15 protein-coding genes are annotated in these 17,181 nt (G+C 67.1%); 3 read left to right on the top strand and 12 right to left on the bottom strand.

What is annotated here, in order from left to right; translation table 11 throughout:
- Positions 1 to 103: 103 nt before the first annotated feature.
- The 4 genes from VFZ09_RS47315 to VFZ09_RS47300 all read right to left on the bottom strand — a co-directional run bounded on the left by VFZ09_RS47315 (position 104) and on the right by VFZ09_RS47300 (position 6,761).
- Positions 104 to 952 carry a DUF2381 family protein gene (locus tag VFZ09_RS47315; RefSeq protein WP_329734527.1) on the bottom strand — a complete coding sequence of 283 codons (849 nt, stop codon included), beginning with the start codon at positions 950 to 952 and terminating at the stop codon, positions 104 to 106.
- 61 nt (positions 953 to 1,013) lie between these two features.
- Positions 1,014 to 2,657: a serine/threonine-protein kinase gene (locus VFZ09_RS47310; protein ID WP_329734434.1), complete on the bottom strand. Its 1,644-nt coding sequence runs from the start codon at positions 2,655 to 2,657 to the stop codon at positions 1,014 to 1,016.
- A gap of 211 nt (positions 2,658 to 2,868) precedes the next feature.
- Positions 2,869 to 4,923: a M14 family metallopeptidase gene (locus VFZ09_RS47305; protein WP_329734433.1), complete on the bottom strand. Its 2,055-nt coding sequence runs from the start codon at positions 4,921 to 4,923 to the stop codon at positions 2,869 to 2,871.
- Positions 4,920 to 6,761, bottom strand: coding sequence for an SUMF1/EgtB/PvdO family nonheme iron enzyme (locus tag VFZ09_RS47300; RefSeq protein ID WP_329734432.1), 1,842 nt, complete (start codon positions 6,759 to 6,761; stop codon positions 4,920 to 4,922). Before VFZ09_RS47300 ends, VFZ09_RS47305 begins: the two co-directional genes overlap by 4 nt.
- Before the next feature lie 180 nt (positions 6,762 to 6,941).
- Between VFZ09_RS47300 and VFZ09_RS47295 the strand changes: the two genes are divergently transcribed.
- A complete protein-coding gene (locus tag VFZ09_RS47295; protein ID WP_329734431.1) occupies positions 6,942 to 9,104 on the top strand; it encodes a hypothetical protein in 2,163 nt (720 codons plus the stop codon).
- A gap of 52 nt (positions 9,105 to 9,156) precedes the next feature.
- Positions 9,157 to 10,410, top strand: coding sequence for a TCR/Tet family MFS transporter (locus VFZ09_RS47290; RefSeq protein ID WP_329734430.1), 1,254 nt, complete (start codon positions 9,157 to 9,159; stop codon positions 10,408 to 10,410).
- 172 nt (positions 10,411 to 10,582) lie between these two features.
- Here the strand turns inward: VFZ09_RS47290 and VFZ09_RS47285 are convergent, their stop codons facing one another.
- From VFZ09_RS47285 to VFZ09_RS47270, 5 genes are all read right to left on the bottom strand, one after another.
- On the bottom strand, positions 10,583 to 11,020 hold the full coding sequence (locus VFZ09_RS47285; protein WP_329734429.1) for a DUF488 domain-containing protein: 438 nt from the start codon (positions 11,018 to 11,020) through the stop codon (positions 10,583 to 10,585).
- A gap of 22 nt (positions 11,021 to 11,042) precedes the next feature.
- Positions 11,043 to 11,717, bottom strand: a complete 675-nt coding sequence (locus VFZ09_RS47280) for a DUF488 domain-containing protein (RefSeq protein WP_329734428.1) — start codon at positions 11,715 to 11,717, stop codon at positions 11,043 to 11,045.
- Between the two features lie 9 nt (positions 11,718 to 11,726).
- Positions 11,727 to 12,386, bottom strand: coding sequence for a dual OB domain-containing protein (locus VFZ09_RS51835; protein WP_414640812.1), 660 nt, complete (start codon positions 12,384 to 12,386; stop codon positions 11,727 to 11,729).
- A 213-nt stretch (positions 12,387 to 12,599) separates the two neighbouring features.
- On the bottom strand, positions 12,600 to 13,376 hold the full coding sequence (locus tag VFZ09_RS47275) for an SDR family NAD(P)-dependent oxidoreductase (RefSeq protein ID WP_329734427.1): 777 nt from the start codon (positions 13,374 to 13,376) through the stop codon (positions 12,600 to 12,602).
- Between the two features lie 26 nt (positions 13,377 to 13,402).
- Positions 13,403 to 13,978 (bottom strand): TetR/AcrR family transcriptional regulator, encoded by a 576-nt coding sequence (locus tag VFZ09_RS47270; RefSeq protein ID WP_329734426.1) that lies wholly within the window; start codon positions 13,976 to 13,978, stop codon positions 13,403 to 13,405.
- Positions 13,979 to 14,338: 360 nt separating this feature from the next.
- On the opposite strand from VFZ09_RS47270, the gene VFZ09_RS47265 reads away from it, so the two are divergent.
- A complete protein-coding gene (locus tag VFZ09_RS47265; protein WP_329734425.1) occupies positions 14,339 to 15,082 on the top strand; it encodes a 2OG-Fe dioxygenase family protein in 744 nt (247 codons plus the stop codon).
- 90 nt (positions 15,083 to 15,172) lie between these two features.
- Here the strand turns inward: VFZ09_RS47265 and VFZ09_RS47260 are convergent, their stop codons facing one another.
- Genes VFZ09_RS47260 through VFZ09_RS47250 form a run of 3 tightly spaced genes read right to left on the bottom strand, consistent with a single transcriptional unit; the run spans position 15,173 to position 17,177 of the window.
- Positions 15,173 to 16,000 carry a 3-keto-5-aminohexanoate cleavage protein gene (locus tag VFZ09_RS47260; protein ID WP_414640811.1) on the bottom strand — a complete coding sequence of 276 codons (828 nt, stop codon included), beginning with the start codon at positions 15,998 to 16,000 and terminating at the stop codon, positions 15,173 to 15,175.
- The gene (locus tag VFZ09_RS47255; RefSeq protein WP_198956210.1) at positions 15,997 to 16,359 is read right to left on the bottom strand and encodes a hotdog fold domain-containing protein; all 363 of its coding nucleotides are present in this window, start codon (positions 16,357 to 16,359) and stop codon (positions 15,997 to 15,999) included. Before VFZ09_RS47255 ends, VFZ09_RS47260 begins: the two co-directional genes overlap by 4 nt.
- Before the next feature lie 29 nt (positions 16,360 to 16,388).
- A complete protein-coding gene (locus tag VFZ09_RS47250) occupies positions 16,389 to 17,177 on the bottom strand; it encodes an OAM dimerization domain-containing protein (RefSeq protein WP_329734424.1) in 789 nt (262 codons plus the stop codon).
- Positions 17,178 to 17,181 lie beyond the last annotated feature (4 nt).

Here is a 17,181-nt window from a genome sequence, read left to right as displayed (position 1 = left end):
CCAAGACGGCGCCCTGGAACCGGCGGGCCGACAATGTCCGGTGGACATTTTTTCCGGTCACCCTCCAGCCCTTCTGGTGAATAAGGCGGGTTGAGCACTACCCCTATGGGAAGATGACGTCTGGAATGTCGATGGTGCGAGGCCCCTCCTCCCACAGTCTCAGCGTGACGTTGCCTTGCGGCTCTCCTCGGATGGCTGGCACCTCCACCACCACCCGATCTCTCTGGCCTGGCGGAATCGTCGTGGCCTCCCAGGAGAGCCCTTCCATCGGCACGCCGTTCACGGACAGAGCGGCCCCAGCAACCGTCCACGGCGTCGTGCCAGAGTTCTCCAACCAAACCTCCAGCGCGACAGTCTTGTCCGAGCGGTAGCTCGCTCCGCGCGTCACGGTGAGTTCGCCTTCCGTGTATCCCTTCGAGCCCTGGTAGAACTCGTGGAACTGGATGGCATTTGACCCCAATGCTCCGCTGAGGATGAGCCCCCGGAGTCCACCGGACTGATGGAGCCTGGCCGCTGCTCGCGCAAGTGCCTCGCGCAGTTGCGCTGTCCTGGCACGCTCCTGGAGCAATTCCCGTCGAAGAGACTCCCGAGTGCGCTCGTCGCGGGACACCTCCACCTGGTGCGTCGCCTGCCCCGAATGGCCCACCAGCATCAATGAGATGCCGCTCGGGGAAGGCTCTCCCTCGAAGTGCACTGTGAGCCGCAGCCGTTCCCCCTCGGCCATGTCTGGCGGCGGCATCAACGTGAGGAGCCGGCGGTCACGGACGACCTGCTCGAAGCGAACCTCGTCCTGCAATTCCACGAACGCGGGAGCGTCGAAGCGCAGGTTCGTTGCCAGGCCGGGACTGACACAGATCTCCCGGCCCCCCGTCGGGGAGGCCAGCTCAACACGTTCCACGGTCTCACACGCACCAACCCCGGGCGGTGTCCGCGGTGAACTCTGCAGCAGCACGAGGAGCAGGACCGATGGGGGCGGTAGGGGCACGGTACGAAGCCTCCAGATGAGGAGCTGATCAATCGAAGCGGCGGACCGGAACGATGCTCACGGAGGAGTCGATGAGCGCCACATCGCCCTTGCTGCCGGGCTCCTTCGGAATGCCCAGATCCGCATTCCGCACCATCTGGAGACAGACCGGCAGCACCTCGCCGGTCGGGAAACGAACCTGGGTGAAGCGTGCATAGACGCGGTCCTTCCCGAAGAAGACGCGTCCGGTGAAAAGCGCTCGATCAGGGATCGCCCCCCAAGGGCCAATGTTCTCGGTGGTGATGGGCCCCTCTCGCACCGGGAAGATCCCATTGACGAAGGGCGGGAACATGGTCCCGTGCCACCCGAACATGCCGAAGCGCTGGTGAATCGCAGCAGCTCCGGGGGGACACTCCTCCGGAGGGGGCGGGCGCGACTGCGGCCCGCTGACACAGCCGGGGGAGCCGGCAACACAACCGGCTGCAACCAGGGTACGGATCGTCTTCTTCATCTTGGGCTCCTCGCTTTTCGTCGCGGCGGCGACGGGCGCGGGCGGGAGTGCCGCGCCGGGAACAACTTCCACCTTTTTGGCCGGAGCCACGACTTCCTGGCCGGAGTTGCCCCGGGGCGTCGCGGAAGAGGTGGGTGACGCCTTACGTGGGGTGACCCCGGGCACGAGCAGCAGGAGGGCCGCGGTGAGAACGAGCCCGCCAGCCACCCACCATCGCCGGGGCCACTGGCGCCGGGGCGCCCCCGGAGCGGGGGATGGGGAGCGCTTTTCCTGGCCGCTTCTCGGAAACATCGGCGTGCGCCAGGAGGAGTCCGCCTGGGTGCACTGCTCCAGCAGGTCCTCCGCGAGTGCCTTCGCGTCCGGGTAGCGGTCCTCGAGCTTCTTCTCCAGCAACCCCATGCACACGTCACTCAAGACCTGGGGCACACGCGGGTTGAGCTCATGCGGGGCCGGCGGCGTCTCCTCGAGGATGGCCCGATTCAACCCGGGGTTGTTCCGGTCTCCAAAAGGGAGCGTGCGCGTCAACAGCCCGTAGAGGACGACCCCCAGGGCCCACAGGTCATCTCCCGGCGAGAAGGGGTAGTGCTCGCCCTCCCACTGCCGGGCGAAGCGCAACGCCTCGGGGCTGCGGTACTCGGCGGTGCCCGGCGGCAGCCGCATCGTCAGACGGAGTGCCCCCTCCTTGAGGCCCGCGGCGCCGAAGTCCACCAGCACCGGTTGCCCGTCCGACTCGCGCACGATGATGTTGGCCTCCTTGATGTCCCGGTGCACCACACCCGAGGCGTGCACGTCCGCCAGGGTGAGCGCCAGGGGCAGCAACACCCGCATCACCAACTCGAGCGCGGAGGGATTCTCCTGTTCTGCCCAGACGTCGAGCGTACGGCCCTCGACGAGCTCCAAGGCCAGGACGAGGAAGCACGGCTCCTCCTCGGGCCAGAGGCCATAGCCGTGGAAGGTCACCACGTTGGGGTGCCGCATCAGACGGAGCGCAGCCGCCTCCCGGTCACCTCGCGGAGTGATGCGCACCAGCTTGACGGCGTAGGGCCGCCCGCTCCGCCTCGCACGGTACACGGTTCCGAAGCTGCCAGAAGCAATCGTTCCCTCGATGGTGAAACCCGCCACCTCCGTGCCAGGGGTGAGCACAGGCACCGCCCCCCACAACTGACCGTCTTCGTCGAGCATGCCGCGTCCCTCCGGAAGCTCCGGACGCTACCAGAGAGAGGAGGGGGCGGGCCCTGACCTCTGGGGTTGGGCATGGGATGAGGGATGGGAACCCGGGGGCCTCGATACCCTCACCCCGTCCCTCTCCCGGAGGGCGAGGGGTTCTCCGCGCCAGAGGTCCTTGGGGGTTCTCTGTGTCTTCCGTGCCTGAGCTGCCTGGGGGTACTTTGATTCAGGACGCTTCGGTGAGGGCGAGCACCACTCGCTCCGTGCCGACATCGACGGGTTGGGACACCGTCCTGCCCGACGCGCTCGTCGCCTTCACCGTGTAACGCCCGGCCGCGGGCAGGTACGTGTGGAACACTCCCGACTCCGGGTGCGCCGTGAAGCGCTCCCCGTTCGGCCACGTCACCTGCTCCACCGCCACCGTGACCGGCCCCTCCGACCGGAAGGACTCCGGCACCTGCACCGTGAGCGACGGGCCATCCAGGAAGCGATCCATCAACACCTGCCAGAAGCCTCGCGCTCCCTCCACCATCGGCTCGAGCGGCCGCTTCGGCCCCGGTGACACGAACGGCAGCTCCACCAGGTACGCCAGCGTCCCGAAGCTCCAGTAGAACCAGTCCTGATCCGTCCCCGCCACCGGATACAGGTGGCGCACCGCCTCGTAGCGCTTGCCTTTCGGCAATGGCGCCACCGCGTCGATCATCCCGGGCGCCACCGCCCACGCCGCCGAGGGCTTCGGCTCACGGGCTCCTTCCACCGTGTACGGCACGAGCAGGCGGCTCGCCGCCGCGTGGTACGACACCATCGCGACGAAGCGCCACGCCTCGCCCAGCTTCATCATCGCCTGCACCTCGGGCTCCGAGCCCGCCGCCGGCCCTCGATAGAACGGAGAGCGCGCATCCGCGCTGTTGTAGCGGTCCTCCACGCTCCCCCACTGGAATGGATAGTTGCGGTTGAGGTCCACGCCGTACTCGAACAGCCCCAGCTCCGCCGCCTGCTCGTCCTTGCGCCGGTTGGTGCGCCCCCGCTCGGTGGACACGTGCCAGTACCCGTGGCTTCCATCGGGATTCACCAGCGGAACGACCACCACATGGAACGTGCTCAACCACCGCGCGACCCGCTTGTCCTTCGCGTTCTCCAACAACCAGCGCGCCGCGTCGAGCGGCAGCTCGGGTGTCACCACCTCGTTGGCATGGGTGCCGGCGCACAACAGCAGCGCCGGGCGGGTGTGGTCGTCCAACGCGTCGCCAATGAGCAACGCGAGCAGGGGCCGGTCCTCGTGGGTACGGCCGACCTCGATGATGCGCGTGCGCTCCGGAGCCCGTGCGGCGAGGGCCCTCATCGCCCGCTCGATGAGCTCGGGATCCTTGATGCCCTCGACGAAGCCATCGCGCACGGGCGCCTTGCGGGCCTGGGCCAGGCGCTCCTCGAAAGTGGAGTCCAGGAAGCGGTAAGGCACCCCGGGATGCATCTGGAGCACGCTGACCGAGCTCGCGCGCAGCAGGTGCACACCCAGCTCGCTCGCGATGTACACATCCGCGTCCGCCTCGCGCGCGACACGGCGCAGATGACGGCGCAGCTCCGGAGCGAACTGGAGGCCCCGCTCGACATGCACGAGCCACTCGAGCGTCAGGCCATCACGAGCCGACGCCTCCTCCTCCGGAGGATCCGGCACGAACAGCGACACCCGCACGTCCGCGGCCTGATTCCTGTGCGCGTACACGCCGAGCGAGCCCCCGGCGAACGCCGCGTCGGACCAGACGAGGCTCGCGAGCTCCGCCTTGGTGCGGGCGTCGTACACGTGGACGGCGAAGGCCGGCCCGGCGGCGAAGAGCACGAGCTCGAGCTCCGCCACCTTCGCGAGTCCAGGCACCTTCGCGCGCACGCCGCTGTCATCCGAGCGCGTCCTGTCATAGCGAACGAAGCCCACCGTCTCCCGGCGCCCATCCACGTAGAGGCCATAGCCCGTGAGCGCGAACAGGGGCTGGGTCGCGCGTACCTTCGCGCGGAAGAGGAGGGCCAGATCGGCACGGGCCGGATTCTGGATCCTCGCGCGCACGAAGGGAGCCGGTGACGCGGCCTCGTCCTCCTGGATGAAGTAGTTGCGGAGCGCCTTCGGCGTGGTGAGCGCGAGCGCGTCCCCCTCGGCCTTCCACTCGCCGACGGTCTCCGCCGGCTTCCACGCGACCGGGTGCTCGCCACGAGGGATGGGGTAACCCTCCCCTCGCGCGAGACCCGCGGCGAGCAACACGGCGAGGACGAGCGCCCCGCCGGACCTCAAGGCTTCGACTCCGCGACCACGGAGCTCGTGGCCGAGGGCACGCCGATGTAGCTCAGGAAGTCGATGTAACGGTCTCGCTTGGAAACATTCTCGAACGCGCCCACCTGCTGGCGGTCCTCCATGAAGCTCCAGACGTTCGCGTATCCCGGGAGCCCCAGGTGCTCCTGTGCATGCAGCCCGCCGTGGACGATGTAGTGCCAGTACGACTCCAACTTGTGGAACTTGTGGGAGATCAACGTCCGGAGGATCACGCTGCGCTCGTCGAAGGGCAGCTGGCGCACGTTCTCCCGGTACTGGGGAGGCAGCTGCTTCCACTGCTCCTCGGCGTTGGACGGGTAGTAGACGCGGATGGGCACGCCCAGGGAACGGGCGGCGCGAGCGATGGACGGCAGCGCCTTGTCCGTGAGCATGTTGCCCTTGACGGCGATGATGCGCCCCTGCTCGAACATCAGGCGCACGTAGCGGTAGTTCTCGTCCGTCTGGAGCCAGCCGAATCCCTGCGTCCAGCGCGCGGGCTTGAGCTGACGCGCGTAGTTGGCCCACAGCTGCCGCCGGGCGCGCTCGAACACACCGCTGATGGCGGCGCGCTCCTCCTTCGGCAGGGACGCCCACTCCTCCTCGATGGCGGCCCGCGTCGCCTTCACCTGCTTGTCCGTGAAGGCCGCGACGAAGTCCTCGCGGGTCGGCGCCCGCTTCACCACGGCCCTCAGCACGTGGTGCAGCCGCACCACCGTCGGGTCATAGTCGAAGAGCCACGCCCACTGGCTCCGCGCATGCGCGATGTATGAATAGCCCTGATCGGCTCCGAGCCCGACGTACCCGCCCCCCACGTTCTTGATGGCATCCCCGAAGAGGTACTGGAGCACCTCGTTCGACTTGACGTAGCTCATGGGGTCGCGGCAATCGACGCGCGCCTTGCCCACGCGGCCACAGAGGGGAATCTCGAAGACGTCCGTGTCCTCGACGACCGCGAACGCCTTGGCGCGCTCCTCCTCGCTCGGAGGCTTCGGATCCGCCGGCCGGCCCGGGGGCTCCGTCATGAACCGGGGCGGCCACGCGGACAGCTGGGGCGTCGTCGAGGCGCAGCGGAAGCTCAGGCGGTGGAGCCCGCTCTTGGGACGCTCGCCCCGCCGCCAGGAACCGCGCAGCATCTCCTCGGGCCAGTACCAGGAGCCTCCCTTGAGCACACGCTGGGTGTAGCCCTTGCACGGGCTCGCGCCGTCGCACGGCCCCTTCGGGTTGGCGCGCAGGCACGCCTCCCCACACGCCTTGTCACAGCCCTTGAAACAGGGCGTCCACCAGTCCTTCACCCACTCGTACCCGTTGCCCGCCATGTCGTAGAGGCCGTAGGCACCGGGCGGGTAGCTGCCAGGCGGCCGCGTGGCGTCTCCCGGACAGCCCTTGTAGTTCGCCTTGTCGCACGAGGGCGCCTCGTCGCCCCACGGGTACGTCTTCCCCTCGGGCCCGCGCGCGGCCTTCTCCCACTCGGCCTCCGTGGGCAGCCGCTTGCCCGCGAACACGCAGTACTGGTGCGCCAGGTCCCAGGTGATGGGCACCGCGGGCAGCTCGGGCTTCTGGAAGCGCGCGTAGTACGGTGGACGCTGCAGCTTCGGACAGGCCCCCGCTCGCTCGCACCGGCTGTAGTCGGCGATCGTGACCTCCTTCGCATCCAGGTAGAACGTCTCGACGAACACCGGGTGCCGGGGCTTCTCCGCGGCCTGGTGATCATCGGCGCCCACGATCGCCTCTCCCCCCTCGATGCACACCATGCCGGGCGGCGGCGTCTTCTCGCACGGCACCGCCGTCACGAGCCACAACAGAACCAGTTCGAATGCCATCGCGGGCGATGCTACCCGCTGCCCTTCCCCCTCCGCGAGATCTCTTCCCTCCTCCTCGTGGGCCCCTGCACCACCCCGGAAAGACAGCCATCGCCTGCTGTCTGATCTGGCGAAGGGGCACTCGCTCCCCCGCCCGCTCTTGTCAGCCATTGCACGAGGTGAATGATTGCGCCTCAAACAATGTCAAAAACAAAACACTCCTCCTTCCTCCTCTGCTGCCTCGCGGGTGTCACGTCGTGGCTCACGGGATGCCTCGCGGCCCCCGAGGAGCTGGAGACGGGACAGCCGGAGCCGGTCCAGGCGTCGGCCCGCCGGGAGCTCGCCCCGGCCATCACCCTGCCCATCGAGGTGCTCGGGGCCGAGGGCGTCACGAAGAGCGTGACGGTGGGCCTGACGGCCCAGGACGCGCAGCAGCCCCTGCGGCTCTGGCTGCAGGTGTACAACCTGAGCTACGCGAACAAGGCCAGTGTCCGTTTCAACTCCGGTGCCTGGCTGCCCCTGAGCAACACCACGGTGACCGTCGAGGGGCTCGGGAAGAACTACGGAGGCATTGGCGGCGCCTTCTCGACGGTGAAGCTGAACCTGGGCGTTCCCACCGGGGCGCTCGTGGCGGGCTCGAACCAGATCGCCTTCCGGTTCAACACCTCGGATGGGCGCTCCATCGGCTACCGGGTGCTGAAGCTCAACCTGCTCCGGGCCGATGGCAGCCGCGTCCTGCCGGACTCCCTCTTCGTGCAGGAGGATCCCAACACCTGGAAGCCCCCGCTCACGGATGCCTTCTCCATCGCCGAGGGCGAGAAGCTCTGGCGCACGCGGCAGTTGAGGCGCTCCTACAAGGACTCCACGGCCATCCGGGCCCGGTGCATGGACTGCCATGCCCAGGACGGACGGGACTTGAAGTATTTCAATTACTCGAATGCCTCCATCATCGAGCGCTCGAGGTTCCATGGCCTGAGCGACCTGGAGGCCCAGCGGGTGGCCTCGTACATCCGGAGCCTGCCCGTACCCAATCCGGGGCGGCCGTGGAACCCGCCCTATCAGCCCGGGCCGGGGCTGGATTCCAGGCCCGTCGAGCAATGGGCGGCGGGAGCTGGCGTGGACGCGGTCGTGGAGCAGAACCGCGACATGCTGCGGTACCTCTTCCCGGCGGGCATCACGAAGGAGGCCATCTCCACGGCGAGGAACCTCAGCGCCCGCGAGGTGCCCATCTTCTTCCAGCTCCCCGACTGGAATCACTGGCTGCCGGCCATCCATCCCAAGGACGCGTGGGGGGATGCCTTCGTCAATGACAGACTCAACATGGCCTACAACGGCGAGGGCACCGCGACGCCCACCGAGTCCATGCGGCAGCTGGCCGCGCGGGTGAAGGCCGCCGGCTACACCCACTACCGCAACCTGCTCTACTACCCCAACGGCCTGTGGAACCTGCGCCTCTTCGAGTTCCTCTCGCCGAGGTTCCCGAGCGCCACCAACGGCCTGACCGCCGAGTACTCGCGGAAGGTCTACTCCACCGCGCTCTGGCACGTGGTGAAGACGTGGGAGGTGATGCAGGAGTTCGGGCTGGAGGACAAGGCCCGCCTGGTGCACCCCTCCTCGCGAGACACCCGGGCGTGGATGACCAACAGCACCTTCGATGCCTCGCCCCACATGATCAAGCTGCCGGTCAACAACACGGGCATCAAGGACAACAGCCCGTTCATGTTCACCTACTTCTCGATGAGCTGGTACCACGTCGCGCTCGTCCTCTTCAATGGCAACCATTCGGATGGAGCGGACCGCAGCTCGCAGCGGCCCCTCGACTGGGGCTATGTGCCCGGCGCCATCAAGGGGCTGAGCCGCACGCCCCTCGGCACCACGCCCGTCCAGGGGTTGCTCACGCTCTACCTGGCCAAGGGGATGCAGACCGCGGACAACACGCTCAAGCCCAACGCGCCGTACGGGGCGGGGTGGACGCCGAGGACCTCGGGGGACCTGAGCCGCTTCGTCGTGACGGATCTCATGCCGGGGTGGTCGGACATCACCCACGCGGAGCGCGCGGCCATCCTGCAGGCCTTCCTGTCCACCTGGTGGGACAAGACGCGCCAGTACAGCGTCTCGGACTGGCTCAACGGGGGCGGCGCGACCACCACCGAGGTCATCAACGGCTTCTACGACGGCTCCCTGGGCAACCGGATCTACTTCATGCTGCCGCGGTTCAAGTACCACGGGGCGGACCCGGCGCTCGTCAACACCATCGCCGACTGGGCCAAGACCGTCTGGCCCCAGGGCGACTGGGCGAGGGTCAAGAACGCCACCTGCGCGCCTCATGGCCCGTACATCCAGTGCACCAGCGACGTGACCTGATGCGTGGGGGGACTCACCCCTTCGGCCGGGAAGGTGCTAGACGTCGCCCGCCATGAGTGAACCGACCGTCCCCGCGGGCCCCCGCCGCGCCACGCTGGCCTTCATCTTCGTCACCGTCCTGCTCGACATCCTGGCCATGGGGATGATCATCCCCGTGCTGCCGAAGATCGTCGTCTCCATGCTGGGCGGCGACACCGCGCGGGCCGCGGGCGTCTTCGGCGTGTTCTCCACGGCCTGGGCGCTGATGCAGTTCTTCTTCTCGCCGCTGCTCGGTGCCGTCTCGGACCGCTTCGGCCGGCGGCCGGTGATCCTCCTGTCCAACTTCGGGCTGGGGCTCGACTACATCCTCATGGCGCTGGCGCCGACGCTGGGCTGGCTGTTCGCGGGCCGGGTCATCTCCGGCATCACCTCGGCGAGCATCAGCACGGCCAGCGCCTACATCGCGGACGTGACGCCACCGGAGAAGCGCGCCGCCAGCTTCGGACTGATCGGCGCCGCGTTCGGCGTGGGCTTCGTCCTGGGGCCCGCGCTCGGCGGGGTGCTGGGCGGCGTGGATGCGCGCCTGCCCTTCTGGGTGTCCGCGGGCCTGAGTCTGGCCAACGCGCTGTACGGCCTGTTCGTCCTGCCGGAGTCCCTGCCTCCCGAGCGGCGCAAGGCCTTCGAGTGGCGGCGCGCCAATCCGGTGGGCGCGTTGAAGCTGCTGCGCTCGAACGCCGAGGTGCTCCGGCTGTCGAGCGTCCAATTCCTCTATCAGCTCGCCCACGTCGCGCTGCCCAGCGTGTTCGTGCTGTACGCGGGCTACCGCTTCGGCTGGGACGAGCGCACCGTGGGGATCACCATGGCGGGCGTGGGCCTCAGCTCCGGGCTCGTGCAGGGAGTCCTGGTGCGGCCCACCGTGAAGAAGCTCGGGGAGCGGCGCGCCCTGATGCTGGGGCTGTTCTTCGGCGCGCTGGGCTTCATCCTCTACGGCCTGGCCCCGACCGGGCTCGTGTTCTGGCTCGGCGTGCCGGTGATGGCGCTGTGGGGGCTCACCGGCCCCGCGGCCCAGGGGTTGATGTCCCGCCGCATCAGCCCCTCGGAGCAGGGCCAGTTCCAGGGCGCGCTCTCGAGCATCATGGGCATCGCGGGGATGATCGGCCCCGCGATGTTCACCCAGACGCTCGCGTACTTCATCGGCCCGGGGCTCGGCTGGGGTCTGCCCGGCGCGCCCTTCCTGCTCGCCGCGCTGATGCTGGTGTGCGCGATCGGCCTGGCCGGCTGGGCCACGAGCCCGCGCGAGGAGGCCGCCGTTAGCCCTACCGCCTGACGCAAGCTACAGGCAGGAGTCCAAGGTTCCTGTACGAGGGAACCGCAATAGACACATACAGGGTTGACGTAGTGGGAGTTACCCGAGAAGCTCGACATTTGTGCCACGTTCCGACTGGCCCAGTTGGCACTGGGACGAGAGGACACGAAGCACAAAGAAAACCCACCTTTAACTAAAGGTGTCGCACAGCGACGGGCTCAGACCACTTGCGGCGCAGGTACTCAGCCACCAGTCGACGATGGCAATGCTCTGAAGTGGCTTCGCTACACAGCAAGCACCCACGGTCGAAGAGCGTCGGCGTAAACTTATCCTCGACGCGCCGCTGCTCCAAGAGAGCCAAGAAGCGTCGCTCGTACTCTCCCCAATCTCCCTTCTCCTTCTTGTAGGCAGCAAGCATATCTTCCGTCGGAGCAAGCAATGGCTCGTACACGTAGTCGATGCCTCCAATGACGCGTAGAAACCAAGCCAAATCCTGAGCTTTGGCAAAGCCTGCGAGTTGCGAAGTGTTATTGAGACGAACGTCGATTACGCGCTTTACCCCTGCGGTTTGGAGGCGCTTGAAGAAGTGCTCGGCGGAGGTCTGCGTGAATCCAATGGTCATCAGTTCCATAGAATCCCCTCTACCACGAGACCTACTGTCGCGTTCCCCGTTCGTCATGTGAAGGGGAGGACTCATCCTGCTCCGCCCCCACCTCCGTGTAGGCAATGGTGGCACCACGTATCTCGTAGGCTCGCGTAAGCGGTTCTCCCATCGCTTCGTGCACGAACATGTCACGCATTCGCTGCCCTGTAAGCTTGAGCAATCTTAGCTCGGTCGCTGCATTTTCCTCGACACGACCGTTCGCCAAAATATGACGAATGCAAGCACCGCGTGCCCCCAAGTGCCGCGCGACTAGGATGTTACGGTGGCAGTCCAACGGATCCTTTTCCGTGCACATGAGAGCGATGCGGTAACGCTGAGTTCCCTTTAGTACCCGCTCCAATCCTGCTTGAAAAAAAGAGGTTTTTGCTATGAGTTCGTAAACGGCGGTGCCATCGCGGTAGCAGGCACGATCCTTAGGCCGTGCGCCTAGTTCCTCCCCTAGAAAGGAGTAGGCTATCCCTGCCTCGGCCAGAACTACCTTCAACGCGGACCGATTGAACTGCGGCGTGAAGCGAGAAAAAGGCGTCGAGCGCACATCGGCTACTGCGGTGATTCCGGCACCCCGCAGAAGCGCGGTGAACTTCTTCACATCGTGGTTGGAGTGACCAATGGTGTAGATCACCAGTGAATCGCTTCCACCCATGGTTCGCGAACCACCGCTCATGCCATCAACCTAGTAGAAGAGGACGTTATTGACCATGACCCAACAACGACCATCGTCCTTGAATGGATTGGCGAGGCCCAAACGCACATGAGCTAATCGCCGCCTCTTGCGTAACTCTACGACTGCCTCCAGTCCACCTTCCTCATACATTGCGCGGATTGTCCTACTGACCACCGGAAAATTGTAAGACACGCCCTCAGCGTCATAGAACCAACACCGTAATTGAGGGCCTTTGGGCTTTTCTCTCTCTTCGAACCCCATCCGCCTACAATCGACGGAGACGGCCCCGAGAGACGGGCAATCGCTCCCTTCCAATACGTACATTCCTGACTTTAAATGACCAGCAAATAGCTGCCTCACCGACGCATGCTCACTCTCCGCCAGCCGTGACGGTAACTGTGCGGGCGGAACACTACCGATTAACTCGGGCTCCTCCTTAATGATCACGTCCTCTCGGGCATGAGGGAGGCCACGCGTATTGCGTGCCTTCGAGGGAACGAGTTGCACAACATTCCCCATCTCGAAGAGGTGCTCACCCGCCATTTCCTCGGCCCAGTGCTGACCCGGTCCAGCCAGCGGCCGTACCATGCACTTACGTTCCAAGTCCCAACCAGCAACGCACACATGCCCGTTATGCATGAGGGTTACGTCAGTGACGATGATCTGCATATCCCCCCTACCTCAATTGATGGACGGCAAGAAGCATACCACCCAGTAGCCCCATTTACGATGTGGGGGCGAGAACAGCACCGCCGCTCGGCTCTTGGTGGCACACTACTCCCACTCCGCCCAGCCTGTGCGCGATCGGCCTGGCCAGGTGGGCCACGAGCCCGCGCGAGGAGGCCGCTGCGGCGGCTCCGGCCCCCACGCCCTGAGCGGGGCTCAGGTCTCGTGCAGGACGCGGCCTTCCATGCCGCCGGCCACGGTGATGACCTCGCCCGTCACGTGGCCGGAGATGCGGTCGGAGGCCAGCGTCACCACCACGCGCGCCACGTCCTCGGGACGGCCCACCTTGCGCAGCGGCATGGTGCGTGTCACCCGGTTGATGAAGGCCGGGTTCTCCAGCTTGTCCTTGTGGCGCTCCACCGCCGTCCAACCCGGGCACACCGTGTTCACCCGGCCCATCGGCGCGATGCGGGTGATCTCGTTCTTCAGGCTCTTGAGGAAGCCGCTCGCCAGCGCGCCCTTCGCCGCCGCGTAGTCCGAGTGCCCCGCCTCCCCGAACAGCCCCGCCGTCGAGGCGATGATGATGATGTTGCCCGTGCCCGTCTTCTCCACGTGGCGCAGGAAGGCGCGGCAGCTCAGGAAGACGCTGTCCAGGTTCTCCGCCAGCGTCCGGCGCCAGCGCTCCAGCGACATCTGCCACACGCCCTCGTCCGGCGGCGGCCACACGCCCGCGTTCGCCACCAGCACGTCCAGCCGGCCCAGCTCCTTCACCGCCGCGGGAACCATCGCGTCCACGTCGGACTCGGACGTCAGGTCCGCTCGCACCGCCGTGCCGCCCAGCTCCTTCGCCAGCGCCTGGGCCTTGTCCTCGCTCCGGTGGTAGTGCACCGCCACCTTCGCCCCTTCGTCCGCGAAGGCCCTCACCACCGCGCTCCCGATGCCCCCCGCCCCCCCCGTGACGAGCACTCCCTTGCCTCGAAGATCCGTATCCATGGGCCGCCCTCTAGCAGAGCAGGCCGCTACTCCTCCAGGGCCTGTGCTCCGAACTTCCTGGCCGCCTCGAGGAACTCGTCACTGAGGCGCGTACCGCGAACGGCTCGCGACAACGTCAGCGCCCCGTACATGAGCGCCAGCAACGCGATCGCCTTCTCCCGGGCCTTCTCCCCCTGCCCCACCAGGCCACTCAAGTCATGGATGAACCCGTTGAGCTCGCTCTCCAGCGCTCCCCGGTAGGGCTCCCCTTCCCTCGCGACCTCCGAGGCGATGCTCGGCAGGGGACACCCCACCTCCGGGTTGTCCCGGTGCTTCCGCGACAGGTAGCGCTCCAGCACGCTCATCATCGGCGTGCGCGCGGGGTCGTTCGTCGCCCGCTGGAGCATCGCCTTCCACATCGCCCGCGCCGTGCTCCGGATGGTCTCGGTGAAGAGCTGCTCCTTGGACTCGAAGTGCCCGTAGAAGCCCCCCACCGTGAGCCCCGCCCCCTTCATCACGTCCATCACGGAGCTGCCTCGAATCCCCCGCTCCCGCAGCAGCGCCGCGGCGGACTCGAGGATGGCCTCGTGGGACTTCTGCTTCTGCTCCGCTTTCTGGCTCATGCCGCCACCTCGCGCCGGTTCATGATGGGGATAATGTTTCGCCCCTCATGGGTCAAGGCTCGCTCGGACTCCGGACGAGGGGCGGCCCGGGGGCTCAGAGCCGCTCGAGGACGGTGGCGATGCCCTGGCCTCCACTGACGCACAGCGTGATGAGCGCGGTCTGCTCGCCGGTCCGCTCCAGCTCGTCGAGCGCCGTTTACCGCGTCGATGACGTAGCTCGTGGTCATGTTCGCCCCTCTTCGTGAACACTAATTACGACCGCAATATGATATGGACAATCCGCAACCGGGCCCGGCGCAAGGACGGATGGCGCCAAGGCTCTTTTCAAGCAGGCGCCGCCCGGCCATGGTGCGCGCGTCCATGAGCTTCTCGCCTCCCCTCACTCCCCCCTCCGAGGTCACCGCCGTCCTGCGCGAGCGCGGCTACGCCGTCCTCAGCCGCTCCGGCCTGTGCGAGCTGGTGGGTACCCCCGCCTCCTCACTCGATGCCCTGCGCCCGACCTGGGAGGGTCTGCTTCCCGATGGTTACCTGCGCGACGGCGGCCGCTATCGCTCCCGCAGGCACTCGTGCTTCGTCGTCGAGGGCTCGGAGGTCAGACCCGTGCCCCACCGCGCCCACTGGCAGCCCGTCGAGTACAACGCGCTTCATGGCGGGCTGGAGCGGTGGTTCGAGCCGATGACCTCCGCGGTGGTCGATCAGCCGGTCTGGGCCCAGTTGCTGCGCGGGCTCGCCGCGTGCTGCTCCGCTATCAAGGGGGCACAGCCGTGGTTCGTCGAGGCCCATCAGTTCCGCATCGACACCACGGATGGCATTGGCCGGCCGACTCCCGAGGGTGCGCATCGGGACGGCGTCGACTTCGTCGCCGTGCTCCTCGTCGGACGCGAGGGCATCAAGGGCGGCGAGACCCGCGTGTTCGAGGCCTCCGGACCCCATGGCATCCGGTTCACCCTCACCGAGCCTTGGTCAGCTCTGCTGCTCGATGATGAACGGGTGATTCATGAGAGCACCCCGATCCAGCCCCTGGGTGAACGGGGGCACCGGGATACCCTGGTGCTGACGTTCCGCTCCAGGGGGTTCCAGGGGCCCACCGCTTCGGCGGGGTGAACGGGTTCAACCCCAGGGACTGATACCCTCACCCCGTCCCTCTCCCGAAGGGAGAGGGGATATTGTGGGCGAGGTATCGACTCGAGTGGCTCAGGCGTCGAGGCGCAGGAGCTTGCGCGCTTCCTGCGGCGTCGCCAGCGTCCGGCCCTTCGCCTTCGCTCGCTTCGCCGCCTCCGCCACCAACTCCCAGTTGCCCTTCGCCAGCACGCCCTTGGACACGTAGATGTTGTCCTCGAGCCCCACTCGCGCGTTACCGCCTCGCTCCGCCGCCAGCTCCACGAACGGCAACTGGTGCCTCCCCACCCCCGCCACCGTCCACGTGCTCCCCTCCGGCAGGGACTTGATCATGAAGTCCAGCGCGTCCTCCCGCGCCGTCAGCGCCCCTGGCACCCCCAGCACGAAGTCGAAGTGGCCCGGCAGGTCCGCTACCCCTTCCTTCGCCAGCGCCCTCGCCTCGTCCACCATCCCCACGTCGAAGCACTCGAACTCCGGCCTCAGCCCCAACGCCTTGATCCGCTTCGCGATGTCCCGGACCAGCGGACGCGGGTTCCAGAACACCTCGTCCCCGAAGTTCACCGTCCCCGTCGTCAGCGTGGCCATGTCCGGCCGATCCTCGCCCGTCAGCCGAAGCCCCCCGCACCGCTCGTCCACGCCCATCCCCACCGCTCCTCCCGTGGAGACCTGGATGAGGATGTCCGTCCGCTTGCGGATGGCCCGGATCGCCGCACGGAACAGCTCCGTGTCCTGCGACGGCTTGCCGTCCGGCGTGCGCACGTGCAGGTGCACCATCGCCGCTCCCGCCTCCCGGCACTTCGCCGCGTCCTCGGCGATCTCCTCCGCGCTGATCGGCAGGTAGGGCGTCTGCTCGCGCGTCGTCTCCGCCCCCACCATCGCCGCCGTAATGACCATGGGGTTCATCGCTGACCTCGCTGTTTGTCCTTCGGCACCACGCAGGTCCCGCTCGCCCGGCACACCACCACCGGCTCCGCCAGCACGTCCGCCGCCGAGTCGTTCACGTCCGGCCTCGGGCGGATCACCTTGCGCGCCTCGAAGCGCATCTTCCTCGACGTGTTCCCCGTCTGGATGATCTCCCCCTCCGCCTCGATGAAATCCCCCGCGTACACCGGCGCGAGGAACTCCACCGAGTCGTACGCCCGGAACAGGCCCTCGTCCCCATCCATCCGGATGCACAGCTCGGTGGCCACGTCGCCGAACAACCCCAGCATCCGCGCACCGTCCACCAGGTTTCCACCGTAGTGCGCGTCGTGGCTGCTCATGCGCAGCCGGATGACAGCCTTCACGTTGCTCACTTGGGCTCCCCCTCCCAGTGCACGTTCTTGTCCTCCTTGCCTTCCTTCTGGAGAACCTGGTGCACGATGTAGTTGGCCACGTCCGAGGGCTTCGTCCCCGGGCCGAAGCCCACGTCGAAGCCCAGCTCCAGCGCCAGCTTGAGATCCACGCGCGGCCCCCCCAGCAAGAGCAGCGTCTTGCCGTGGATGCCCGCCGCCTTCGCCGCCTCGATGAACTGGCGCGAGTTGTCCTTGTGCACGTCCCGCTGCGTCACCACCTGCGACACGAGGATGGCGTCCGCGTTGCGCGCCATGGCCTTCTTGATGAGCTCCTCGTTGGGCACCTGGCTTCCCAGGTTGAAGGCCTCGAACCAGGGATAGCGCTCCAGGCCGTAGTCGCCCGCGTACCCCTTCATGTTGAGGATGGCGTCGATTCCCACCGTGTGCGTGTCCGTGCCCGTGCACGCGCCGAACACCACGATGCGCCGCCCCACCTTCTCCTTGATGAGCGCGTTGAGGTCATCGAACCCGAGCTTCTTCACCACCACCTCGGGAACGTCGATCTCCGCGTAGTCCAGCGAGTGCTGCGTGCGCGCGTACACGATGAAGAACGTGTACGTGTCGGCGGCGCGCTCGGCGGCGGCCACCTTCACGTCGGAGAACCCCATCTTCCGCGCGAACACCGCCGCGGCTTCCTTGGCCTTCTCCGACAACGGAACCGGCAGCGTGAACGACAGCTGCACCACGCCGTCATCGCGCCGGTCGCCGTAGGGGCGGATGATCTGCTTCGTCGGCTTCGTCGCCATGGCC

Origin of the sequence: Archangium sp., from assembly GCF_036277355.1 — a bacterium.
GTDB lineage: Bacteria > Myxococcota > Myxococcia > Myxococcales > Myxococcaceae > Archangium.
Note: the sequence above shows the minus strand (reverse complement) of the source record. Positions and strands in the feature narration are given on the sequence as shown.